Genomic DNA, 20,092 nt, shown 5'->3' with positions numbered 1-20,092 from the left:
GCTTACGCGCCTTGTTCTTCTTTTTGATCTGCAACTGCTTTTGTAGCAAGAGCAAGTCCGCGCATAGGTGCTTGTAGCACGCTGAGTAGCATTGAAAGTAGGCCTTCGCGTGAAGGTAGTTCTGCAAGAGCTTTAATTTCTTCAGCAGTTGCAACATTTCCTTCGATAACTCCAGCTTTGATTTCTAAAGCTTCATGTTTTTTCGCAAAATCGTTAAGGATTTTTGCTGGCGCAATAACATCTTCAGTTGAGAATGCAATTGCGTTTGGTCCTGTTAATGATTCGTTCAAAGCACTAAGTTCAGCACTTTCCGCAGCACGACGAGTCATAGAGTTTTTGTAAACTTTAAACTCAACGCCAGCTTCACGAAGTTGCTTACGAAGTTCTGTTAATTCAGCAACAGTCAATCCACGGTAGTCAACAACTACTGTTGATTGGCTTGCAGTTAATTTATCAGTAATCTCAGCAACGATTTTTTGCTTTTGTTCAATAATTGCGTTCATCCTTACACCTCCTGTAGATTTGCTTGAAAACATTTATACCGTTTCAAAGAAAAAGCCTTCATCTCTATTGCAGACATGAAGGCAGTAATTTCAAAAGTCATAGTCAAGGACTATTATTATCGAATTACCTCGGCAGGGAATTAAGCTCGTAACGAGCACCTACTGTCTACGGTACAAATGATATTCATTTATTCACAACAAAACTTATTATAACAATAATAGTTTTGGATTGTCAATTATTTATTGAAAGTAGAAGGATCAACTTTCACGCCAGGGCCCATTGTAGTTGTTACAGAAACGTTCTTCATGTAAGTTCCTTTAGCAGCCGCAGGTTTAACTTTCATTAATGTATCATATATAGTAGTGAAGTTTTCCACTAGTTTAGCATCTTCGAAAGATACTTTACCGATTGGAGCATGGATGTTACCAGCTTTATCTACGCGGTATTCAACTTTACCAGCTTTGATTTCATTAACAGCTTTTGTTACGTCGAATGTTACTGTGCCAGTTTTAGGGTTAGGCATTAATCCTTTAGGTCCTAATACACGGCCAAGTTTACCAACTTCACCCATCATGTCTGGAGTCGCAACGATTACATCGAATTCGAACCATCCTTGTTGGATTTTGTTGATGTAGTCAGATTCGCCAACGTAGTCAGCACCAGCAGCTTCCGCTTCTTTTGCCTTTTCGCCTTTTGCGAATACTAATACGCGTTGAGTTTTACCAGTACCATTCGGAAGAACAACTGCTCCACGAATTTGTTGGTCAGCTTTCTTAGGGTCTACGCCTAAACGGAAAGCAACTTCAACAGTCGCATCGAATTTTGCGAAGTTTGCTTTTTTAGCAACTTCGATTGCTTCAGTTACAGCATAAGCCTTAGAAACTTCTACAAGCTTAGCTGCTTCAAGATACTTTTTACCTTTTTTCGCCATGATATAAATCCTCCTAAATTGTGGTTTTAACGGAATGACCTCCCACGAATAAAGGTTGCGAGTATCAATCGCAACCCCGTAGAAACAAATAGCAATTACATGGATTAGTCTTCGATGACAATACCCATGCTGCGAGCAGTACCTTCAACCATACGCATTGCAGCTTCAACGCTTGCAGCGTTTAGGTCAGGCATTTTAGTTTCAGCAATCTCGCGCACTTGATCACGCTTGACTGTAGCAACTTTATTACGGTTAGGTTCACCAGAACCAGACTCGATACCAGCTACTTTCTTAAGCAATACTGCAGCCGGCGGAGTTTTTGTAATGAATGTAAATGAACGGTCTTCAAATACCGTGATTTCAACAGGAATAATTAGACCAGCTTGATCTGCTGTACGAGCGTTGAACTCCTTACAGAATCCCATGATGTTTACACCAGCTTGACCTAATGCAGGACCGACCGGCGGTGCAGGATTCGCTTTACCAGCAGGAATTTGCAATTTAACCATTTTAATTACTTTTTTAGCCACGAGACACACCTCCTTATAAGTCCGTGATGTGGTAATAGGGTAATACCCTCCCACTCATCTTGAATTCTTTATATATTAATAAAGAATGCTTGTATCGTTGAGGCCTAAAAATTGAAACATACTGACCTTTGAAATTTTACCACTTTCAAAAGGCAATTTCAAGTTTTTTTCCGTTTATAATTTTTCCACTTGATTAAAATCAAGTTCAACCGGTGTATCACGGCCGAACATATTGACTAGAACCCTTACTTTACCTTTATCTTTATCAAGTTCTTCAATAGGTCCTGCAAATGTTGCAAATGGTCCTTCCTTAACTTGAACCGTATCACCGATTTCAAAATCAACCTCGATTTTGCTTTCATCTACGCCCATTCGCTTAAGAACGACTTCAATTTCTTCCGGCAGCAATGCAGTCGGTTTTGACCCAGCTCCAGATGAACCTACGAAACCTGTTACTCCAGGCGTATTCCGGACAACATACCATGAATCATCAGTCATGATGATCTCAACCAATACATATCCTGGGAACACTTTCTTTTTGGTCACTTTCTTTTTGCCATCTTTCACTTCTGTTTCTTCTTCTTCTGGAACTACTACGCGAAAGATCTTGTCTTCCATCCCCATAGTTTCAACACGTTTTTCCAAGTTAGCCTTAACTTTGTTCTCATAACCTGAATAGGTGTGAACTACATACCAATTCTTTTCCATGTGTTAGGACTTTAACGTCCTTCCCTCCCTGCAATCAATCATTTTCTTTATTAATCTTTATCTTTGAACGTTTTAGCCAAAAAACCATACGGCGTCATTCCGACTTAACTAGAATATATTGTGATGAACATATTACAGCAGTGCTCGATTTTGAACTTACTAAAAAAGACAAATTAAAAAACCCGTTTCCGGGCTTTTCTGCTGACACATATTATTCTATCACTATTATACCTTATTTTCGAATCTCTTATTCAATAACTAAGCGAATTAATTCGGAAATGCCCAAATCCACCACTGTAAAGAATAAAGCCATAAATACTACAGTGGTTACCACCACGATTGTATATTTGGTAAGCTCCTTGCGTTTCGGCCAGCTTACCTTTTGCATTTCGCGAGCGACTCCGCTGAAAAATTCGGTAAAACGTTTCATGAATGTACCTCCAAGCATTAGAAGCTTCTGTCAATCTATTTATAAAACGGTTATTTCGTTTCTTTATGAATCGAGTGTGAGTTGCACGTACTGCAAAATTTCTTGATTTCCAGTCGTTCGCCGCTTGTCGATTGTTTGCTCTCATAACTATAATTCCTTGTACCGCAATCAGTGCAGGCAAGAACTATTTTTTTTCGCATTAGATACACCTATCCTATCTACTATATCCATAAAACCTTATCACGGCTGTTTTTTATTGTCAATATCAAAGCAGGTTTCGACGATTATGGACACCGGAAATCAGAATATCGGTTTACTTGCCAACCATTAAAAATCTTTGTGAATAATAAACTTCCATGTGGAGAAGGGACAGATGAAATTAAGCGGAAAAAGCGGAGGGATTATAAACTGATTTCCCTTACTTCCAGATAGCGCTCGAGCTTTCTTTTCACCCGCTGAAGGGCGTTGTCGATTGACTTAACATGCCGGTTCAACTCTTCCGAAATTTCTTGGTAGGTTTGTCCATCCAGGTAAAGAGCTAACACTTTTCTCTCAAGATCACTCAGGAGCTCGGCCATCTTTAATTCGATATCGTCAAACTCTTCTTGGTTGATGATCAGTTCTTCCGGGTCCAAAACTTTCGTACCCGATATAATATCCATTAGAGTTCGATCCGATTCCTCATCGTAAATGGGCTTGTCCAGGGAAACATAGGAATTGAGCGGAATATGTTTTTGACGTGTTGCTGTTTTGATAGCTGTAATGATCTGCCTTGTAATGCATAGTTCTGCAAATGCTTTAAAAGAAGATAACTTATCCCCTTTAAAATCACGGACGGCTTTATATAAACCAATCATACCTTCTTGCACGATGTCTTCCTTATCGGCACCAATCAAGAAATAAGTCCTTGCCTTAGCTCTTACAAAATTACGATACTTTTGGATCAAATAATCCAGCGCTTCACTGTCTCCAGTGTGCACCAACCCTATCAATTCATCATCCTCAAACTGCAGATACTTTTCGTTCAGCTTCATTCCGAATTTGAGACCCACATTATATCCCCCTGACCTGACTCAGATAGAAATATTATACAGCAGGTAAAATTTACCCGTCAATGGTTCATATTTTACCCCGGCGCCATTTTTCGAAAATTTCTGCCACTTCTTCACTTAAAGGAATTTTAGCCACGGGTCTTATCGTCGTTGTTTTTCTTACATCTTTCTTGATTTCGCCTTGAATTTCTTCCATTTCAATAAGCAGTTCACGAGCGGATTTCCTTAGGGCCCCTTGGCCGAAGATCACCCACTGTTCCGTGAAGTCCGAGGTTGCCACTTGAATTTGTGTTTTGACATTATTCAGTTCAATGGCCATCTTTTCAATTCTTTCATCCGCAGTTTCATTTTCTTTTGTAAAAATTACGTCAACTTTGTGATTTTTGAATATACGGGCAATTCCCTGAACATATTGAGCGTCAAATACGACAATTACACGGTATCCGGTAAATGCTTGATATTCCGCCATCATTTCTATCAACCGGTCCCTTGCAGCTGCAAGATCCCGTTCCTTTAATTCTCTCAGTTCCGGCCAAGCTCCAATAATGTTATAACCGTCCACCAACAGAATATTCATTTCATCATTGCCCTAGGGGATTTCTTTTTCTATAAACCTCATACATCAATAAACCGGCTGCTACCGATGCATTTAACGAAGTTACTTGACCTGCCATAGGGAGACGGATGAGAAAATCACATTTATCCTTCATTAATCGTGCCATGCCTTTTCCTTCGCTGCCGATAACAAGTCCGATAGGCATCTTTCCATCCATGTTACGGTAATCATCGCTGCCTTTCGCATCGGTACCGACTATCCATACCCCGCGCTCTTTCAACTCTTCCACCGCTCTCGCCAAATTTGTAACGCGAGCTACCGGAATATATTCAATTGCACCCGTCGAGGCTTTTGCCACTGTTGCCGTCAAGCCCACAGCTCTCCTTTTTGGAATGATGATTCCATGGGCACCGACAGCATCAGCCGTCCTCATGATCGACCCTAAATTATGCGGATCTTCAACTTCATCAAGAATCATGAAAAAAGGTGCTTCGTCCCGTTCAGCCGCTTTTGCGAATAAATCATCCAGTTCCACATATTCATATGCAGCCACTTGTGCGATAACGCCTTGATGGATACCTTCAGCCATTTGGTCAATTTTTTTCTTCGGTACGATCTGCACGAATACCTTCTTTTCCTTCGCCAGACCGATGAGTGGCTGCATCGAGCCTTTTTGCGAGCCCTCGGCTATCCAAATTTTATTAACTTCCCGTTCGGAGCGAAGTGCTTCCAATACGGGGTTTCTGCCAATGATATATTCTTCGCTCATGGGTTACTCCCCTTTTCTTCTTCAATGTATTCAATGGATTTTTTGATGAGTTCTTCCATTCTTTCTATTCGACCGGATAAATACAAAAATCCCATAAGAGCCTCGAAGGCTGTACTGTAGCGATACGTTTGCACATCTGTATTCTTCGGTACCGTACCGGATTTCGCATTTCGGCCGCGCCGAACGACAGCAGATTCCTCTTCCGATAGCCAATCTGACTCCAGAAAGAAGTGGATGATTTTATTTTGCGCTTTAGCAGCTACAAAAGATGTAGCTTTTTTATGAAGTAGATTGGGCTTGACCGCCCCCTTTTGAATGAGGTGATGCCGTATATACGTTTCGTATACAGCATCACCTATATATGCTAAAGCAAGACTGTTCAGCATTTTTGCATCTACCTTACTATCGTAATGAAGCATAATTACCCTCTTTTCCATCTTGTACCTTGAGGGGTATCCTCTAATATGATATTCATGTTTTTCAAGCGATCGCGAATTTCATCAGATAAGCCAAAATTGCGGTCTTTCCGCGCTTGAATCCTTTGCTGTATCAACCCTTCAATTTCTTCATCCAGAAGCCCCTCTTCTTCAAGGGATAAACCGAGGACAGAAAATAAGGTGTTGAATTTATCAAGGAAAGCATTAATCACTTCCGTGTCTGTGTTTTTCTCCATCAAGTAATAATTTGCCTGTTTGGAAAGTTCAAAGAGCATGGATATTGCATTAGCTGTGTTGAAATCATCGTCCATTTCCTTAATGAATTGTTCATGTAATTCATTAAGCTTCTCCAACCAAACATCATTATTCTCAGTCAATCCATCACTTACTTGAAGGCGATGCTTTAAGTTTTGATAAGATGTCCTTAAGCGTTCTAGGGACGCTTTTACATTTTCAAGCACTTCTTCGCTATAATTGATGGGATGACGGTAATGTACAGATAACATGAAGAAGCGTAACACTTGTGGATCATGCTTCTGTATGATGTCATGCACAAGGACGAAATTGCCTAAGGACTTAGACATTTTTTCATTCTCAATATTTATATACCCATTATGCATCCAATAATTCGCAAAGGTCTTACCCGTCAATGCTTCGGATTGTGCAATTTCATTTTCATGATGCGGAAAAGCCAGATCTTGACCCCCTGCATGAATATCGATCGTATCGCCCAAATACTTTTTGACCATTGCGGAGCATTCGATATGCCAGCCAGGACGCCCCTTACCCCATGGGCTCTCCCAAGATATTTCATCATCCTTGGCCGTTTTCCAAAGGGCAAAATCAAGGGCATCTTGTTTTTTCTCCCCTATTTCAATACGGGCCCCCACTCGCAGCTCATCGATGGACTGATGTGAAAGCTTTCCATATCCCTCAAACTTACGAGTGCGGTAATACACATCCCCTTCAGATTCATAAGCGAATCCTTTCTCAATTAATGCCGAAATGAATTCAATGATTGCATCCATGTTCTCCATTACGGTTGGGTGAGCATCCGCTTTTTTGCAGCCCAATGCCGATACGTCTTCAAAATAAGCCTTGATGAAACGCTCTGAGATGGTCGGGACATCTTCACCCAATTCTTTTGCCGCGCGAATCAGCTTATCATCCACATCGGTAAAGTTCGAAACGAATTGCACATCATATCCACGGTAATCCAAATACCTACGAACGGTATCAAATACGATTGCCGGTCTTGCATTACCTATATGAATGTAATTATAGACAGTGGGCCCGCATACATACATCTTCACCTTTCCCTCTTCAATCGGGACGAAGGTTTCCTTTTTTCTTGTTGCTGTGTTATATATTTTAATCGCCATATTATAGACTCCTTTCTTCCTGCTTCTGTTCAGCCATCTTCTCTCTTAAGGCCCTGAGTTCACTATCCAATTCCTTAAAGCGATCAGCGATTGGATCAGGAAGATCACAATGATTTAGGTCTTTGTTTATTTTGATACCATCTTGAATGACCACTTTACCTGGAATGCCCACCACTGTAGAATTAGGTGGCACTTCCTTTAAAACAACCGATCCTGCACCGATTTTTGAGTTTTCCCCAACAGTGATGGAACCAAGCACTTTTGCTCCTGTAGCAATCAGGACATTATCCTTTATCGTAGGATGACGTTTTCCCTTTTCCTTTCCTGTTCCCCCAAGGGTTACACCTTGAAAGACAGATACATTGTCGCCAATTTCACAAGTTTCGCCAATGACGATCCCCATTCCATGGTCAATGAAGAAACGACGGCCAATCGTAGCCCCTGGATGAATTTCAATTCCGGTAAAAAACCGACTGATTTGAGATATACTTCTTGCCAGGAAAAAGAATTTCTTCTTGAATAGTGCGTGAGCCATCCTATGACTCCAAATTGCATGTAAACCCGCATACGTCAATATGACTTCCAAATAGCTGCGCGCAGCAGGATCTTGATCAAAAACCACTTCGATATCCTCTTTAAACATCTTTAACAAAATGATTCCCCCCTATGTTCCGTCCTTTTCCAACATCCCCTTTTGAAGCTTTTAAAGCATATAAAAAAGCGTCTCTGTCCAAATAGACAGAGACGCTTGAAGCGCGGTTCCACTCTGTTTGGAATGTAAAAACCAGATAAAGCTTCTTCCTGTTTTTTCATCCCCAACTTTAATCCCTGTAACGGAGGAAATTCCGCCTGTGCCTACTATAAGTTAGTTCAGCAAAGGACTCAAGGGTGCATTTCAGAAAACGAGAGGCTTGAACCACTTTCAGCAGGTTATGGTTCTCTCTAAAAAGCTTCGTTTACTTACTTCTCCCCATCTACGCGTTCTTTTGTAAGATTATTAAATACTATATTACATTTTCGACAAATTGTTAATATAAAATACTCTGAATACGCTGTTTAATTTTTTCCTTGCCCAGTAATGAAATCGCCTTAGGCAAGTCAGGACCATGTGTTTGACCCGTGACGGCAGCCCTTATCGGCATGAATAATTTTTTCCCTTTATGACCTGTGCCTTTTTGTACGGCTTTAATCGACTTCTTGATTTCATCCGCGTTAAATTCTTCAAGCCCTTCAATCTCCTGAAGGAAAGCTTTCATGACTTCCGGTACCTGTTCTTCAGCCAGCACTTCCTTAGCTTCTTCCTCGAACACGACCTCATCCTTGAAGAACAGTTCAGATAGCTCGACTATTTCCGCTCCATAGCTCATCTGCTCTTGAAAAAGGGAAACTAGCCCATGTACCCACTCTTCTTCTTCGGCGGTCAGTGTCTCTGAAACCTTCCCGGCTTTAATTAAGTGAGGCATTGACAATTCCACTGCACGATTGAGGTCCAATTGCTTAACATATTGGTTATTCATCCATGTAAGCTTTTGTTTATCGAAAAGTGCAGGTGACTTAGAAAGACGGTCAGCATCGAAAATATTAATGAATTCTTCCTTCGTGAAAATCTCTTCCTCCCCGACCGGAGACCACCCTAGTAATGTAATGAAATTGAATAACGCTTCAGGTACATAACCAAGCTCTTCATATTGCTCAATGAATTGAATGATCGACTCATCACGTTTACTCAGTTTCTTCCTGCTTTCGTTTACAATCAGCGTCATATGTCCGAATACCGGCGGTTCCCAGCCGAAAGCTTCATAAATCATCAATTGTTTTGGAGTATTGGAGATATGATCATCACCGCGAAGGACATGGGAAATCTTCATCAAATGATCATCGACGGCCACTGCAAAGTTATAGGTTGGAATGCCATCTTTTTTAACGATAACAAAATCACCAAAGCCATCTGTTTCAAACGAAACCTCATCCTTGACCATATCTTTGAAAGTAAGGACCTTCCCAGCCGGAACGGCAAAGCGAATGCTCGGTTTTCTTCCTTGAGCCAATAGTTCCGCTTGCTCTTCCTCAGTTAAATGCTTGCACTTCCCTGAATATTTTGGCGTTTCATTGCGTTCGACCTGTCCTTCACGCTCTGCTTCAAGCTCTTCTTCCGTACAATAGCATTTATATGCCAAACCCTTATCTAAAAGCTCTTGATACAATTCCTGATAAAGGTCGTTCCTTTCGGATTGACGATATGGCCCGTATTCACCGCCAACATCAACACCTTCATCCCAATCCATACCAAGCCATTTTAAATATTTAAGCTGACTATCCTCTCCACCTTCAATATTTCTCTTTTGGTCGGTATCTTCAATACGAATGATGAATTTCCCACCTTTATTTCGTGCATATAAATAATTAAATAAAGCAGTCCGTGCATTACCAATATGTAAATGTCCAGTCGGACTCGGTGCATAGCGAACTCGAATATCACTGCTCATGATATATATAGACCTCCCAGTCGTTCTATTCTATTGTATATATTATCATTTAAATACATTGGGATAAAGGCATCCACCCTAAAAATGAATTTAGTTTGATTTAACCAATAAGACTACAGCCTGTGCCGCGATTCCTTCGCTCCTGCCTGTAAATCCAAGTTTCTCGGTAGTGGTCGCCTTTACATTAATTCTGTCTATCGACGTATCTAAAAGTTCAGCAATCCTGCCTCGCATCTCCTCAATATACGGTGCCATTTTCGGGCTTTGTGCAATGATTGTACAGTCCGCATTGCCCAGGGAATATCCTTCTTTTTTTACAATTGCCCAAATATACTGCAGCAGTTTTGCCGAATCGGCATCTTTAAATTCAGGATCGGTATCCGGAAAATGCTTACCGATATCCCCTGCACCAATTGCACCCAAGCAGGCATCAGCAACAGTATGCAGAAGGACATCCGCATCAGAATGCCCTAGCAAACCTTTCTCATACGGAATCGTAATCCCGCCAATAATCAAAGGTCTGCCCTCTACAAGCTGATGAACATCATATCCTTGTCCTATTCTAAACATATCATTCTCCCCAATCATCTTTTTCCATGTTGTTGTTTATGTAAAATCGCTTCTGCAAAATAAAGGTCTTCCTGAGTCGTAATTTTAATATTATCATAATTGCCCTCAATAATAACTACCTGTTCATTGATCCGCTCTAGCAAACTTGCATCATCCGTCCCTAAAAACGCTTCAGCTTCTGCCTGTTCATACGCACTTTTTAATATGGATACACGAAAAGCTTGTGGAGTTTGCACCGCCCACAAGCTTGATCGTTCCACTGTTTCCACTACCTCTTTGTTTGCCGCTTTTTTAATCGTATCCTTAACGGGCACTGCAATTACGGCACCTCCATGCAGGGAGGCGGCAGCAGTCAATTCACTGATTTGCCCAAGATTGATAAAAGGGCGGGCACCGTCATGGACCAAGATGATGTCTTCTTCTGCATGTTGCAGTCCATTATACACGCTTTGTTGGCGCTCCTTGCCACCCATGACCAGTTTCTTGACCTTTTTAAGCCCATACGCTGCTATCAATTGATTGAAATAATCCTTTTCTGCCGGGTTTATCGAAAGGATAATCCCCCGACAGTCAGGATCTTCTTCGAAGACACGCAGTGTATAAACAATGATCGGGATACCCGATAGTTCAATAAAAAGTTTATTCTTGCCCGCCTTCATTCTTTTGCCTTGTCCAGCTGCAGGTATCACTACTTCATAAAACATAACGGTTTCTCCTACTCTTCTTTATAATGCTTTTTCTAATAGTTTCGGTTTAGCGAATATCATCCGGCCTGCAGAGGTCTGCAATACACTTGTGACAAGTACATCGATTCGTTTCCCGATATGATCACGGCCACCCTCGACTACGATCATGGTACCGTCATCCAAATAAGCGATGCCCTGGTTCTGCTCTTTCCCATCCTTGATGACTTGAACATTCATCTCTTCCCCAGGAAGTACAACAGGTTTAACGGCATTGGCCAGATCATTGATATTAAGGACCGCCACGTTTTGAAACTCGCATACTTTGTTTAAATTGAAATCATTGGTAACGACCATTCCGCCCGATATTTTGGCAAGCTTCACCAGTTTACTGTCCACTTCCTGAATGTCTTCAAAATCACCCTCGTACATCTCCACTTTAATCGGCAGGTCTTTTTGAATTCGATTCAAGATATCCAAACCGCGTCTTCCGCGATTCCTTTTCAATGCATCAGATGAATCGGCAATGTGCTGCAGTTCGTTTAAAACGAATTGAGGAATGACTATGGTACCCTCCAGAAAGCCCGTCTGACAGATATCCGCAATTCTACCATCAATGATGACGCTAGTATCGAGAATCTTAAGCCGCTTGCTATACCCCTCTTCATCCTCTTCGTTCGCTTCACCATCAGTATTCTTTTTCTTATTGCTTTTCATGAATAAACTCAATAGCTCATCACGTTTTTTAAAGCCCACCTGAAAACCAAGATAACCAAATAAAAGCGTAAGGATGATAGGTACCACTGTATTTAAAATAGGAACCTTGATGGCACTGAAGGCGGAGCCAACCAAGAACGCCGCAAGCAGTCCCACTAAAAGGCCGACGCTGCCAAAAATTATATCCGTAATCGGTATCTTAACAAGCTGTTCCTCCAGCCACTTCATAAAATAGATCACATGATCTACTGCCCAAAAAGTTATAAGATAAAAGATAATGGCACCCAACAGTACACTTACATAAGGATTGTTTAATAAAGCAATATCGTCTGCATGTAAAACAATTAATAATTCAGGAATTAGTAACATACCAAGTGTTCCGCCGACTATTAAGAAGCATGCTTGTATAATGCGTTTTAACATCCCTTTCACCTCCCTCTACTCATTATTGACCAATAAAATAAAATGAAACCTTCGAAAATTCGTTTTAATTATATACGTTAAATTCACTTAAGGAATTAGTGGATTTACAAATACGACTTCTTCTCTTTTTCGTAATATTAGCCTAGCACCCTGAGTTTTGAGTGTCAAAAATAAACACCAACCAATTTCAAGCTGGTTCAGGTGAATGTTAAAAGGCCAGCTGCTCCTTACATCCTTCTATTTGTGACCAGCTGATTTTTTAAAATGCGGAGTCCTTCTTTGATTTTATTGGCGCGGACTTCGCCTATACCCTCCACATCGTCAAGGTTTTCAACCGTAGCTTTATTGACTTCACTAAAGCTTCCGAACTGTTTCACTAAATTCTCGATGATCAAACCCGGCAGGCGTGGGATTTTATGAAGAATACGGTAACCACGGGGATGTACTGACTCATCAAGATGTATGTATCCATGATAGCCCAGCACCTTCAGAAGAATGCTTTCATCCAGTTTTTCCTGCATGGCCAACTCTTGAAGCCTAAAAATGATTTCCTCGGGATTTTCATCATTACTGGAGGTATAATCCTTGATAAGCCATTTTCCTTCCGTTTCAATATCTGCCAGGATTTCATTCATTTGCAAACGGATCAATCTTCCTTCCGTACCAAGCTCATTAAGGTACGTTAGTAGCTCGGCCTTGATTCTGAGCACCATTACATAACGATGAAATACCTGCAAAAGGTCGGCATAGGTCACGATTTCCTCAAACTCGAGCGCTCCTAAAACCGATATGCTCTGCTGCAGGACCACCTTGTATTTTTCCAGGGTCTGGATGGCCAAATTAGCTTTAGCAAGTATGACTCCTATATCTTTAAGGGCATAACGGAAATTGCCCTGATATAAAGTGATGACATTCCGACGTTGTGAGATTGCGATGACCAACGACTTGGTCTCCCTTGCCACACGTTCCGCTGTCCTATGCCGCATTCCCGTTTCAGTGGAAGGTGTGCTATTGTCCGGCACTAATTGGGCATTTGCGAAAATGATCTTATCGGCCGTTTCATTTAAAATGATGGCCCCGTCCATCTTCGCCAACTCATATAATGTGCTGGGGGTACAGCTGCAGTTGATTTCGAAGCCGCCATCCACGATCGTTCGCACCTTCTCGTTATATCCGACCACTATCAAACCACCTGTATTTGCCCTCAGGACATTTTCAATACCCTCACGAAGCGGGGTACCCGGTGCTACAATTTGCAGAATTTCCAATTTAGTTTTCTCATACCCTTTTTTATCTGTCATACTTAACCCCCTAACGATTGTTTAAGAGCCTCCGAAACCGATGAAACACCAACGATCTTAATACCTTTTGGCGCAGTCCATCCCCCTATATTATTAGCCGGTATGATAACCCGCTCAAACCCTAATTTCGCCGCTTCCTGCACCCTTTGTTCTATCCGTGACACCCTTCTCACTTCCCCAGTCAGCCCCACTTCACCAATGATGCAATCGGCAGGGTTTGTTGGTTTATCTCGGAAGCTTGATGCAATGCTTATTGCAACAGCGAGGTCAATTGCCGGTTCATCAAGCTTGACCCCACCAGCAACCTTTAAATACGCATCCTGGTTTTGGAGCAGCAAGCCCACTCTCTTTTCCAAAACAGCCATTAAAAGCGAAACTCGATTGTGGTCAATTCCCGTGGCCATTCGCCTTGGGTTTCCAAAACTCGTAGGTGAAATCAATGCTTGAATTTCGACAAGCACCGGCCTTGTGCCCTCCATGGATGCGACGACTGTGGAACCCGAAGCTCCTTGCGACCGTTCTTCAAGGAAAATTTCCGATGGATTCGCTACCTCTTCCAATCCATGTTCTTTCATTTCAAAAATACCCATCTCATTTGTCGAACCAAAGCGGTTTTTGACCGCACGTATAATTCGATATGTATGGTGTCTTTCTCCTTCAAAATATAAAACGGTGTCAACCATGTGCTCAAGCAGCCGCGGTCCCGCAATGGCCCCTTCCTTTGTAACGTGACCGACGATAAAAATTGCGATCCCGTTCGTTTTAGCTATTCGCATGAGTGAAGCTGTGCATTCCCTCACTTGTGAAACGCTTCCCGGGGCAGATGTAACCTCCGAATGATATACCGTTTGAATGGAGTCAATAATGACCAAATCCGGTTTTACCTCTGTAATGGCCTGTTGGATATAGTCCATATCGGTTTCAGCATAAACGAATAGATGTTCCGACATGGTCCCAAGCCGGTCTGCTCTCAATTTGGTCTGCTTGACTGATTCCTCACCTGATATATATAGCACTTTTTTCTGTTTATGCGCCAATTGGGATGATACCTGTAAAAGCAGGGTGGACTTGCCGATACCCGGGTCCCCTCCGATCAATACAAGTGACCCCTGTACGATCCCGCCCCCAAGAGCACGATTCAATTCCATTAAATCCGTCTTAATCCGTGGTTCTTTTTCTGATTGAATAGTCGTTATGGGTGCTGCCTTCTCCCGTTCCCCGGAACCTCTAACCTCCGAATGGGTAAACGCGCCCTTTCTAGCAGGCTTAACGATTTCGGTTTCCTCGACCATTTTGTTCCATTCACCGCAGCCTGGGCATTTCCCCATCCATTTCGCGGATTCATATCCACAAGACTGACACATAAATTTTGTTTTCTTTTTTACAGCCATAAATTACTCCTCTTCCTTTGGAAAAAATATCTATATTAAGGATATTATATCTCTGTTTTATTTAAACCTTCTTAAGGCTAAGTTTTTTTAAAAAAATATTCACTCTGCTTGTCCCGTTTATACTCATATCTACCTATAGATAAAAAACAGAGGTACACTGCAAAAGAATCTGCGTGTACCTCGAAGTTTAGGATCAGGTTATTCACTTACATTTACAGGCTCGCCTTGCCGGATTGCAAACTCATTATTCACGACATCCATTACGACCGTTTGCCCTTTTTTCACGTTGCCTTTAAGCAACTCTTCGGATAGATAATCTTCTACATGCTTCTGAAGTGCCCTGCGGATTGGACGTGCACCATATTCCGGATCAAAACCTTCGGTTGCAATTTTTTCTCTAGCCGCATCTGTCAGCTCCAAGTATATCTCCTGTTCTTTCAAACGGGTAGTAAGCTGATTTGACATTAATGTAACGATTTGTTTCAAATGATCCTTCTCTAATGAGTGGAACACGATGGTTTCATCAATACGATTCAGGAATTCCGGACGGAATGCACGTTTGAGTTCTTCCATCACTTTCCCTTTCATATTTTTATAGTCCTGGCCAGTATCCTGGATGTTAAAGCCGACATACTTATCGATTTTCAATGCCGACGCACCTACATTCGATGTCATGATCAGAATGGTATTCCTGAAATCGACAGTACGACCCTTGGAATCTGTCAGCCTTCCGTCTTCCAATACTTGAAGAAGGATATTGAAGACATCCGGATGAGCCTTTTCTATTTCATCAAGCAGAACGACAGAGTATGGTTTCCTCCGCACTTTTTCCGTTAACTGACCGCCTTCTTCGTATCCAACATATCCTGGAGGGGATCCAACAAGACGTGAAGTTGAATGTTTCTCCATATATTCGGACATATCGATGCGGATCATGGCATCTTCATCACCAAAAATTGATTCAGCCAAAGCACGTGCAAGCTCGGTTTTACCGACCCCTGTAGGTCCCAAGAAGATGAATGAACCAATTGGACGTTTAGGATCTTTCAAACCTGCCCTGGCACGTCGTACTGCTTTAGAAACCGCAATGACGGCCTCTTCCTGCCCAATTACACGATCATGGAGGATCGACTCCATATTAAGCAGTTTGTCTGACTCTGTTTGCGCCAGTTTAGTGACTGGCACTCCCGTCCAGCTGGACACGACATGTGCAATGTCATCCACAGTGACTTCACTGTTCTCCTGCCCTTGTTTTTCTTTCCAAGTTTTTTTCGTTTCTTCCAATTGTTCTCTTAAGCGTTGTTCCGTATCGCGAAGCGAAGCTGCTTTTTCAAATTCCTGACTCTGAACGGAAGCATCCTTTTCCTTGCGAACATCGTCTAGCTTCACTTCAAGTTCCTTTAAGTTAGGTGGCGTTGTGTATGAGCGCAGCCTGACCTTGGAGCCAGCTTCATCAATCAAGTCAATCGCTTTATCCGGTAAAAAGCGATCGGAAATATAACGGTCGGATAATTTGACTGCGGCATCAATCGCTTCGTCAGTAATCGATACGCGGTGATGTGCCTCATAACGGTCACGCAGCCCCTTGAGAATTTGGATGGATTCCTCAATAGTTGGCTCATCGACTTGGATTGGCTGGAAACGACGTTCAAGCGCAGCATCCTTTTCAATATACTTACGGTATTCATCCAATGTTGTAGCACCGATACATTGTAATTCACCACGTGCCAATGATGGTTTAAGGATATTGGAGGCATCGATGGCACCTTCTGCACCACCTGCACCAATCAATGTATGCAATTCATCGATGAATAGGATGATATTACCCGCCTGACGTATTTCATCCATAACTTTCTTCAACCGGTCCTCAAATTCACCACGGTATTTAGTACCAGCCACAACGGTACCCATATCAAGTGTCATTACGCGTTTATCGCGTAAAATTTCAGGTACCTCATTATTGATGATCTGTTGGGCAAGCCCTTCAGCAATGGCTGTTTTACCTACCCCAGGTTCACCGATCAATACTGGGTTATTTTTTGTACGGCGGCTTAATACCTCAATGACACGCTGTATTTCCTTACTTCTTCCGATAACGGGATCCAGGCTTCCTTCCCTGGCAATCGCCGTTAAATCACGGGCTAGGCCATCCAGTGTCGGTGTACTCGCATTTGAAGCGGCAGAACCTTGATGACCACCTGATTCATTGCTGCCCAAAAGCTGTAATACTTGTTGTCTGGCTTTATTTAAACTTACTCCAAGATTATTCAATACGCGGGCAGCTACACCTTCCCCTTCTCGTATAAGACCTAGAAGAACATGCTCTGTCCCAACATATGAGTGACCTAATTTTCTTGCCTCATCCATGGAAAGTTCAATGACTTTCTTGGCTCTTGGGGTATAATGTATCGTTTGAGCCGTATCCTGTCCACGGCCAATTAAATTTTCCACTTCTTTCTGAATCTTATCCGGACCCAATCCAAGAGCAAATAACGCCTTGGCTGCAATACCATCGCCTTCTCGGACAAGACCCAGTAAAATATGTTCCGTGCCAATATTATTATGACCTAAACGGATTGCCTCTTCTTGGGCTAATGCTAATACTTTCTGGGCTCTTTCAGTAAAACGACCAAACATCATAGGGAATTCCTCCTTAGAATTTTCGTTTTGAATAAAGTTGCTGGCAATTCTCTAAGTAATGGCAGAAGCTTATTCTTGCTCCATATCTATTACATGAAATTTGATACTCCCTAAAGAGGTCTATGACCTCTATGAGGAGGAAGATTCAGTGAAATTCAAGCGTTCCCGGATGAGTGCTGCTCTTCGAATATCCCTTTCATGGGGTCTTAAAGGGCCGCCTGCGTACTTTTGTAAAAATCCCGACTGCGTCAAAATCATCAACTCATTTAGAATGCTTTTGGAAATATTTTTTATATACCCAAGATCTATCCCTAACCTAACATCGGAGATACAGGTAGCTGCTTCCTTGGTCTCGATGATTCGAGCATTGGACAAAATCCCATATGAACGGAAAATTCTATCTTCTAATTGTATGTGGGAAGTCCTCGCTAATGCATCCCTCGCTGACCGTTCCTGGGCTATGATTTGTTGCACTACACTTGTTAGATCTTCAACGATATCCCTTTCCGACTTTCCAAGAGTAATTTGATTTGAGATTTGAAAAATATTCCCTAACGCTTGACTGCCCTCTCCATAAATCCCTCGAACCACCAACCCCAATTGGTTGATAGCCGGTATGATATTATTCATCTGCTGTGTAAGGACCAGGCCGGGAAGATGCATCATGACTGAAGCCCTTAATCCTGTTCCCACATTAGTCGGACAACTTGTTAGGTATCCTCTTTCTTCATCATATGCATAGTCTATGGATTCTTCAATCCAATCGTCAAGAACATTTGCAATCTTTAAGGTTTCCTTCAGCTGCAATCCCGACATTAAACATTGAATACGGAGGTGATCCTCTTCATTTATCATGATACTTATTTCTTCATTTTCCGAAAGGAGACATGCGCTTTTCGCTGAATCTTCAACTAAATGAGGACTGATTAAATGTTTTTCAACGAGAACGCGCTTTTCCAGTGGCTGCAATTGGTCAATCTCTAAAAGTTCCAGTTTCCCAATCTCTGGAGTCACTTCCTCTTCAATTCTTTTTTTGACCAATTCAATGATTTTTTTAGCTTCTTCGTTAGAAAAGGAGGTTGGGAAGGTAAAGTCTTTGAAATTCCTGGCCAGCCGAATCCGCGAACTCAATACAATATCGATTTCCGGCCCTTCGGCACTCATCCAGGAACTCAAAGCGTTTTCTACAAACTTTTCCAAGCTCATAATTCCTCGCCTCCCTCTTGGGCTTCATACCTTTTTTCAAGGGAACGTACCTTATCTCTTACCTCTGCCGCTTTCTCGAATTCCTCTTGATCAATGTGGGCCTTTAAAACTTCTTTCAAATCTGAAATTTGCTTTCGAAGATAGATGGTGCCACCGATCCTTTTTGGAATTTTCCCTATATGTGCTGTATTGCCGCTATGAACCCTCTTTAAAATGGGATTTAACTGTTCATTGAACGTTTTATAACATTCGGCACAGCCAAACTTACCAATATGGACAAATTCTTTATAAGATCGATGACAATGCGGGCAACGCCTCTCTTCCGTTTTAGGAAATGCATTTGCCTTCGTCTGTTGAATATTCGACTCGATATTCAACAATCCTGCTAATAAATTATTTATTGAAAAACCAGGTCCACCTGCATCCATGAATATTTCGCCTTTTTCCTGAGCACATATCTCACAAATCATGACTTCAGTCTTTTTTCCATTGATGATTTTGGTGAAGTGCAGGGTAGCAGGCCTTTGATGACATTCTTGGCAAATCAACGTTCATCACCTCTGCCAGTTTCATTTATATTTTAAAGTCGTAAGCATCGCAGTTAAAATTCTTGCCCTAAGTTCATCGCGGTCAGGTAGGTCGATATAAATCACCGATCTATCTATGACGCTCATCATAATCTTTGCTTCTCTTTCATTAATGACGTCTTCATTCATCAGCCGTGAAATTACTCCTTCAGCCATCGATTGAGATACCCTGGAACCAATAAGTGATAATAATTGGTTGATAAGTTGCACGGAATCCTGTGATTCCACCTTCATGATGCGTATATAACCTCCGCCCCCACGCTTACTCTCTACAACATAACCTCTCTCGATGGTAAACCTGGTATTGATTACGTAATTGATTTGAGAAGGAACACACTGAAATTTATCTGCTATTTCACTTCTTTTAATCTCCAAGATATCTTTTTGACTTATTTCAAGTACTTGCTTCAAATAAGTTTCGATAACATCAGATATGTTTCTCACTCAGCCTCCTCCATTCTGACTTTGACTATATTTGACTATTATTATACAAGGAATAATGCATTTTGCAACTTAAACGCACTTTCTTTCTGTAATATCCATTTTCTCCAAATTATATGTAGTTACATACCCCATTGAACATTAAAGTTAAAATATCTTACATAAATACCCTAAAAAGACAAAAGCAAAACCTGCTATTTTTTCTTCTCCTTAAGGTTTTACAATTTTAATACTGCCCAATTCTCAGCTCACCAAAAATACGGCCAGTCCATGCTGTCCCATAAATAAAAAACTTTTTTAATTACGAACATCAAAAAAGACCAGCCGGATGGCTGATCTTAATAAATG

At 41.7% G+C, this 20,092-nt stretch carries 22 protein-coding genes and 2 other annotated features; all 22 genes read right to left on the bottom strand.

The window, feature by feature from the left end; all coding sequences use genetic code 11:
• Positions 1-2: 2 nt before the first annotated feature.
• The 22 genes from rplJ to ACSR9O_RS24785 all read right to left on the bottom strand — a co-directional run bounded on the left by rplJ (position 3) and on the right by ACSR9O_RS24785 (position 19,747).
• Positions 3-503 carry a 50S ribosomal protein L10 gene (gene rplJ / locus ACSR9O_RS24890; RefSeq protein WP_063235792.1) on the bottom strand — a complete coding sequence of 167 codons (501 nt, stop codon included), beginning with the start codon at positions 501-503 and terminating at the stop codon, positions 3-5.
• A gap of 39 nt (positions 504-542) precedes the next feature.
• Positions 543-693: a sequence feature (ribosomal protein L10 leader region), on the bottom strand.
• 46 nt (positions 694-739) lie between these two features.
• The gene (gene rplA, locus ACSR9O_RS24885; RefSeq protein WP_057276474.1) at positions 740-1,435 is read right to left on the bottom strand and encodes a 50S ribosomal protein L1; all 696 of its coding nucleotides are present in this window, start codon (positions 1,433-1,435) and stop codon (positions 740-742) included.
• A gap of 104 nt (positions 1,436-1,539) precedes the next feature.
• Positions 1,540-1,965: a 50S ribosomal protein L11 gene (gene rplK / locus ACSR9O_RS24880; RefSeq protein ID WP_034305057.1), complete on the bottom strand. Its 426-nt coding sequence runs from the start codon at positions 1,963-1,965 to the stop codon at positions 1,540-1,542.
• 174 nt (positions 1,966-2,139) lie between these two features.
• Positions 2,140-2,673 carry a transcription termination/antitermination protein NusG gene (nusG, locus tag ACSR9O_RS24875; RefSeq protein ID WP_048677866.1) on the bottom strand — a complete coding sequence of 178 codons (534 nt, stop codon included), beginning with the start codon at positions 2,671-2,673 and terminating at the stop codon, positions 2,140-2,142.
• A 247-nt stretch (positions 2,674-2,920) separates the two neighbouring features.
• Positions 2,921-3,103 carry a preprotein translocase subunit SecE gene (secE, locus tag ACSR9O_RS24870; RefSeq protein ID WP_034305062.1) on the bottom strand — a complete coding sequence of 61 codons (183 nt, stop codon included), beginning with the start codon at positions 3,101-3,103 and terminating at the stop codon, positions 2,921-2,923.
• A 50-nt stretch (positions 3,104-3,153) separates the two neighbouring features.
• The gene (gene rpmG / locus ACSR9O_RS24865) at positions 3,154-3,303 is read right to left on the bottom strand and encodes a 50S ribosomal protein L33 (protein ID WP_101225867.1); all 150 of its coding nucleotides are present in this window, start codon (positions 3,301-3,303) and stop codon (positions 3,154-3,156) included.
• 201 nt (positions 3,304-3,504) lie between these two features.
• The gene (sigH, locus tag ACSR9O_RS24860) at positions 3,505-4,137 is read right to left on the bottom strand and encodes an RNA polymerase sporulation sigma factor SigH (RefSeq protein ID WP_094246690.1); all 633 of its coding nucleotides are present in this window, start codon (positions 4,135-4,137) and stop codon (positions 3,505-3,507) included.
• A gap of 85 nt (positions 4,138-4,222) precedes the next feature.
• Positions 4,223-4,732 carry an NYN domain-containing protein gene (locus tag ACSR9O_RS24855; RefSeq protein ID WP_034305067.1) on the bottom strand — a complete coding sequence of 170 codons (510 nt, stop codon included), beginning with the start codon at positions 4,730-4,732 and terminating at the stop codon, positions 4,223-4,225.
• Between the two features lie 4 nt (positions 4,733-4,736).
• Positions 4,737-5,480, bottom strand: a complete 744-nt coding sequence (rlmB, locus tag ACSR9O_RS24850) for a 23S rRNA (guanosine(2251)-2'-O)-methyltransferase RlmB (protein ID WP_491725285.1) — start codon at positions 5,478-5,480, stop codon at positions 4,737-4,739.
• Positions 5,477-5,899 carry a Mini-ribonuclease 3 gene (locus ACSR9O_RS24845; protein ID WP_034305071.1) on the bottom strand — a complete coding sequence of 141 codons (423 nt, stop codon included), beginning with the start codon at positions 5,897-5,899 and terminating at the stop codon, positions 5,477-5,479. The genes rlmB and ACSR9O_RS24845 overlap by 4 nt, the downstream gene beginning before the upstream one ends.
• Positions 5,900-5,901: 2 nt before the next feature.
• Positions 5,902-7,299, bottom strand: coding sequence for a cysteine--tRNA ligase (cysS, locus tag ACSR9O_RS24840; protein WP_491725284.1), 1,398 nt, complete (start codon positions 7,297-7,299; stop codon positions 5,902-5,904).
• A 1-nt stretch (position 7,300) separates the two neighbouring features.
• Entirely contained in the window at positions 7,301-7,951 is a 651-nt protein-coding gene (gene cysE / locus ACSR9O_RS24835) for a serine O-acetyltransferase (protein WP_491725283.1), read from the bottom strand.
• Positions 7,952-8,036: 85 nt separating this feature from the next.
• Positions 8,037-8,285 (bottom strand) — a binding site (T-box leader).
• Between the two features lie 42 nt (positions 8,286-8,327).
• A complete protein-coding gene (gltX, locus tag ACSR9O_RS24830; protein ID WP_230178744.1) occupies positions 8,328-9,785 on the bottom strand; it encodes a glutamate--tRNA ligase in 1,458 nt (485 codons plus the stop codon).
• Positions 9,786-9,875: 90 nt separating this feature from the next.
• Positions 9,876-10,355, bottom strand: coding sequence for a 2-C-methyl-D-erythritol 2,4-cyclodiphosphate synthase (gene ispF, locus ACSR9O_RS24825; protein ID WP_101225862.1), 480 nt, complete (start codon positions 10,353-10,355; stop codon positions 9,876-9,878).
• Positions 10,356-10,369: 14 nt separating this feature from the next.
• Positions 10,370-11,059 carry a 2-C-methyl-D-erythritol 4-phosphate cytidylyltransferase gene (ispD, locus tag ACSR9O_RS24820; protein WP_101225861.1) on the bottom strand — a complete coding sequence of 230 codons (690 nt, stop codon included), beginning with the start codon at positions 11,057-11,059 and terminating at the stop codon, positions 10,370-10,372.
• Positions 11,060-11,080: 21 nt separating this feature from the next.
• Positions 11,081-12,178: a PIN/TRAM domain-containing protein gene (locus tag ACSR9O_RS24815; RefSeq protein WP_101225860.1), complete on the bottom strand. Its 1,098-nt coding sequence runs from the start codon at positions 12,176-12,178 to the stop codon at positions 11,081-11,083.
• 227 nt (positions 12,179-12,405) lie between these two features.
• A complete protein-coding gene (gene disA / locus ACSR9O_RS24810; protein ID WP_063595517.1) occupies positions 12,406-13,479 on the bottom strand; it encodes a DNA integrity scanning diadenylate cyclase DisA in 1,074 nt (357 codons plus the stop codon).
• Between the two features lie 2 nt (positions 13,480-13,481).
• Positions 13,482-14,870: a DNA repair protein RadA gene (gene radA, locus ACSR9O_RS24805; RefSeq protein ID WP_101225859.1), complete on the bottom strand. Its 1,389-nt coding sequence runs from the start codon at positions 14,868-14,870 to the stop codon at positions 13,482-13,484.
• Positions 14,871-15,068: 198 nt separating this feature from the next.
• The gene (clpC, locus tag ACSR9O_RS24800; protein WP_101225858.1) at positions 15,069-17,510 is read right to left on the bottom strand and encodes an ATP-dependent protease ATP-binding subunit ClpC; all 2,442 of its coding nucleotides are present in this window, start codon (positions 17,508-17,510) and stop codon (positions 15,069-15,071) included.
• Positions 17,511-17,639: 129 nt separating this feature from the next.
• The gene (gene mcsB / locus ACSR9O_RS24795; protein ID WP_101225857.1) at positions 17,640-18,716 is read right to left on the bottom strand and encodes a protein-arginine kinase McsB; all 1,077 of its coding nucleotides are present in this window, start codon (positions 18,714-18,716) and stop codon (positions 17,640-17,642) included.
• Positions 18,713-19,264 (bottom strand): protein-arginine kinase activator protein McsA, encoded by a 552-nt coding sequence (gene mcsA, locus ACSR9O_RS24790; RefSeq protein ID WP_101225856.1) that lies wholly within the window; start codon positions 19,262-19,264, stop codon positions 18,713-18,715. The genes mcsB and mcsA overlap by 4 nt, the downstream gene beginning before the upstream one ends.
• 21 nt (positions 19,265-19,285) lie before the next feature.
• Positions 19,286-19,747: a CtsR family transcriptional regulator gene (locus ACSR9O_RS24785; protein WP_101225855.1), complete on the bottom strand. Its 462-nt coding sequence runs from the start codon at positions 19,745-19,747 to the stop codon at positions 19,286-19,288.
• Positions 19,748-20,092 lie beyond the last annotated feature (345 nt).

It is taken from the genome of Peribacillus sp. B65, from assembly GCF_058513295.1.
Note: the sequence above shows the minus strand (reverse complement) of the source record. Positions and strands in the feature narration are given on the sequence as shown.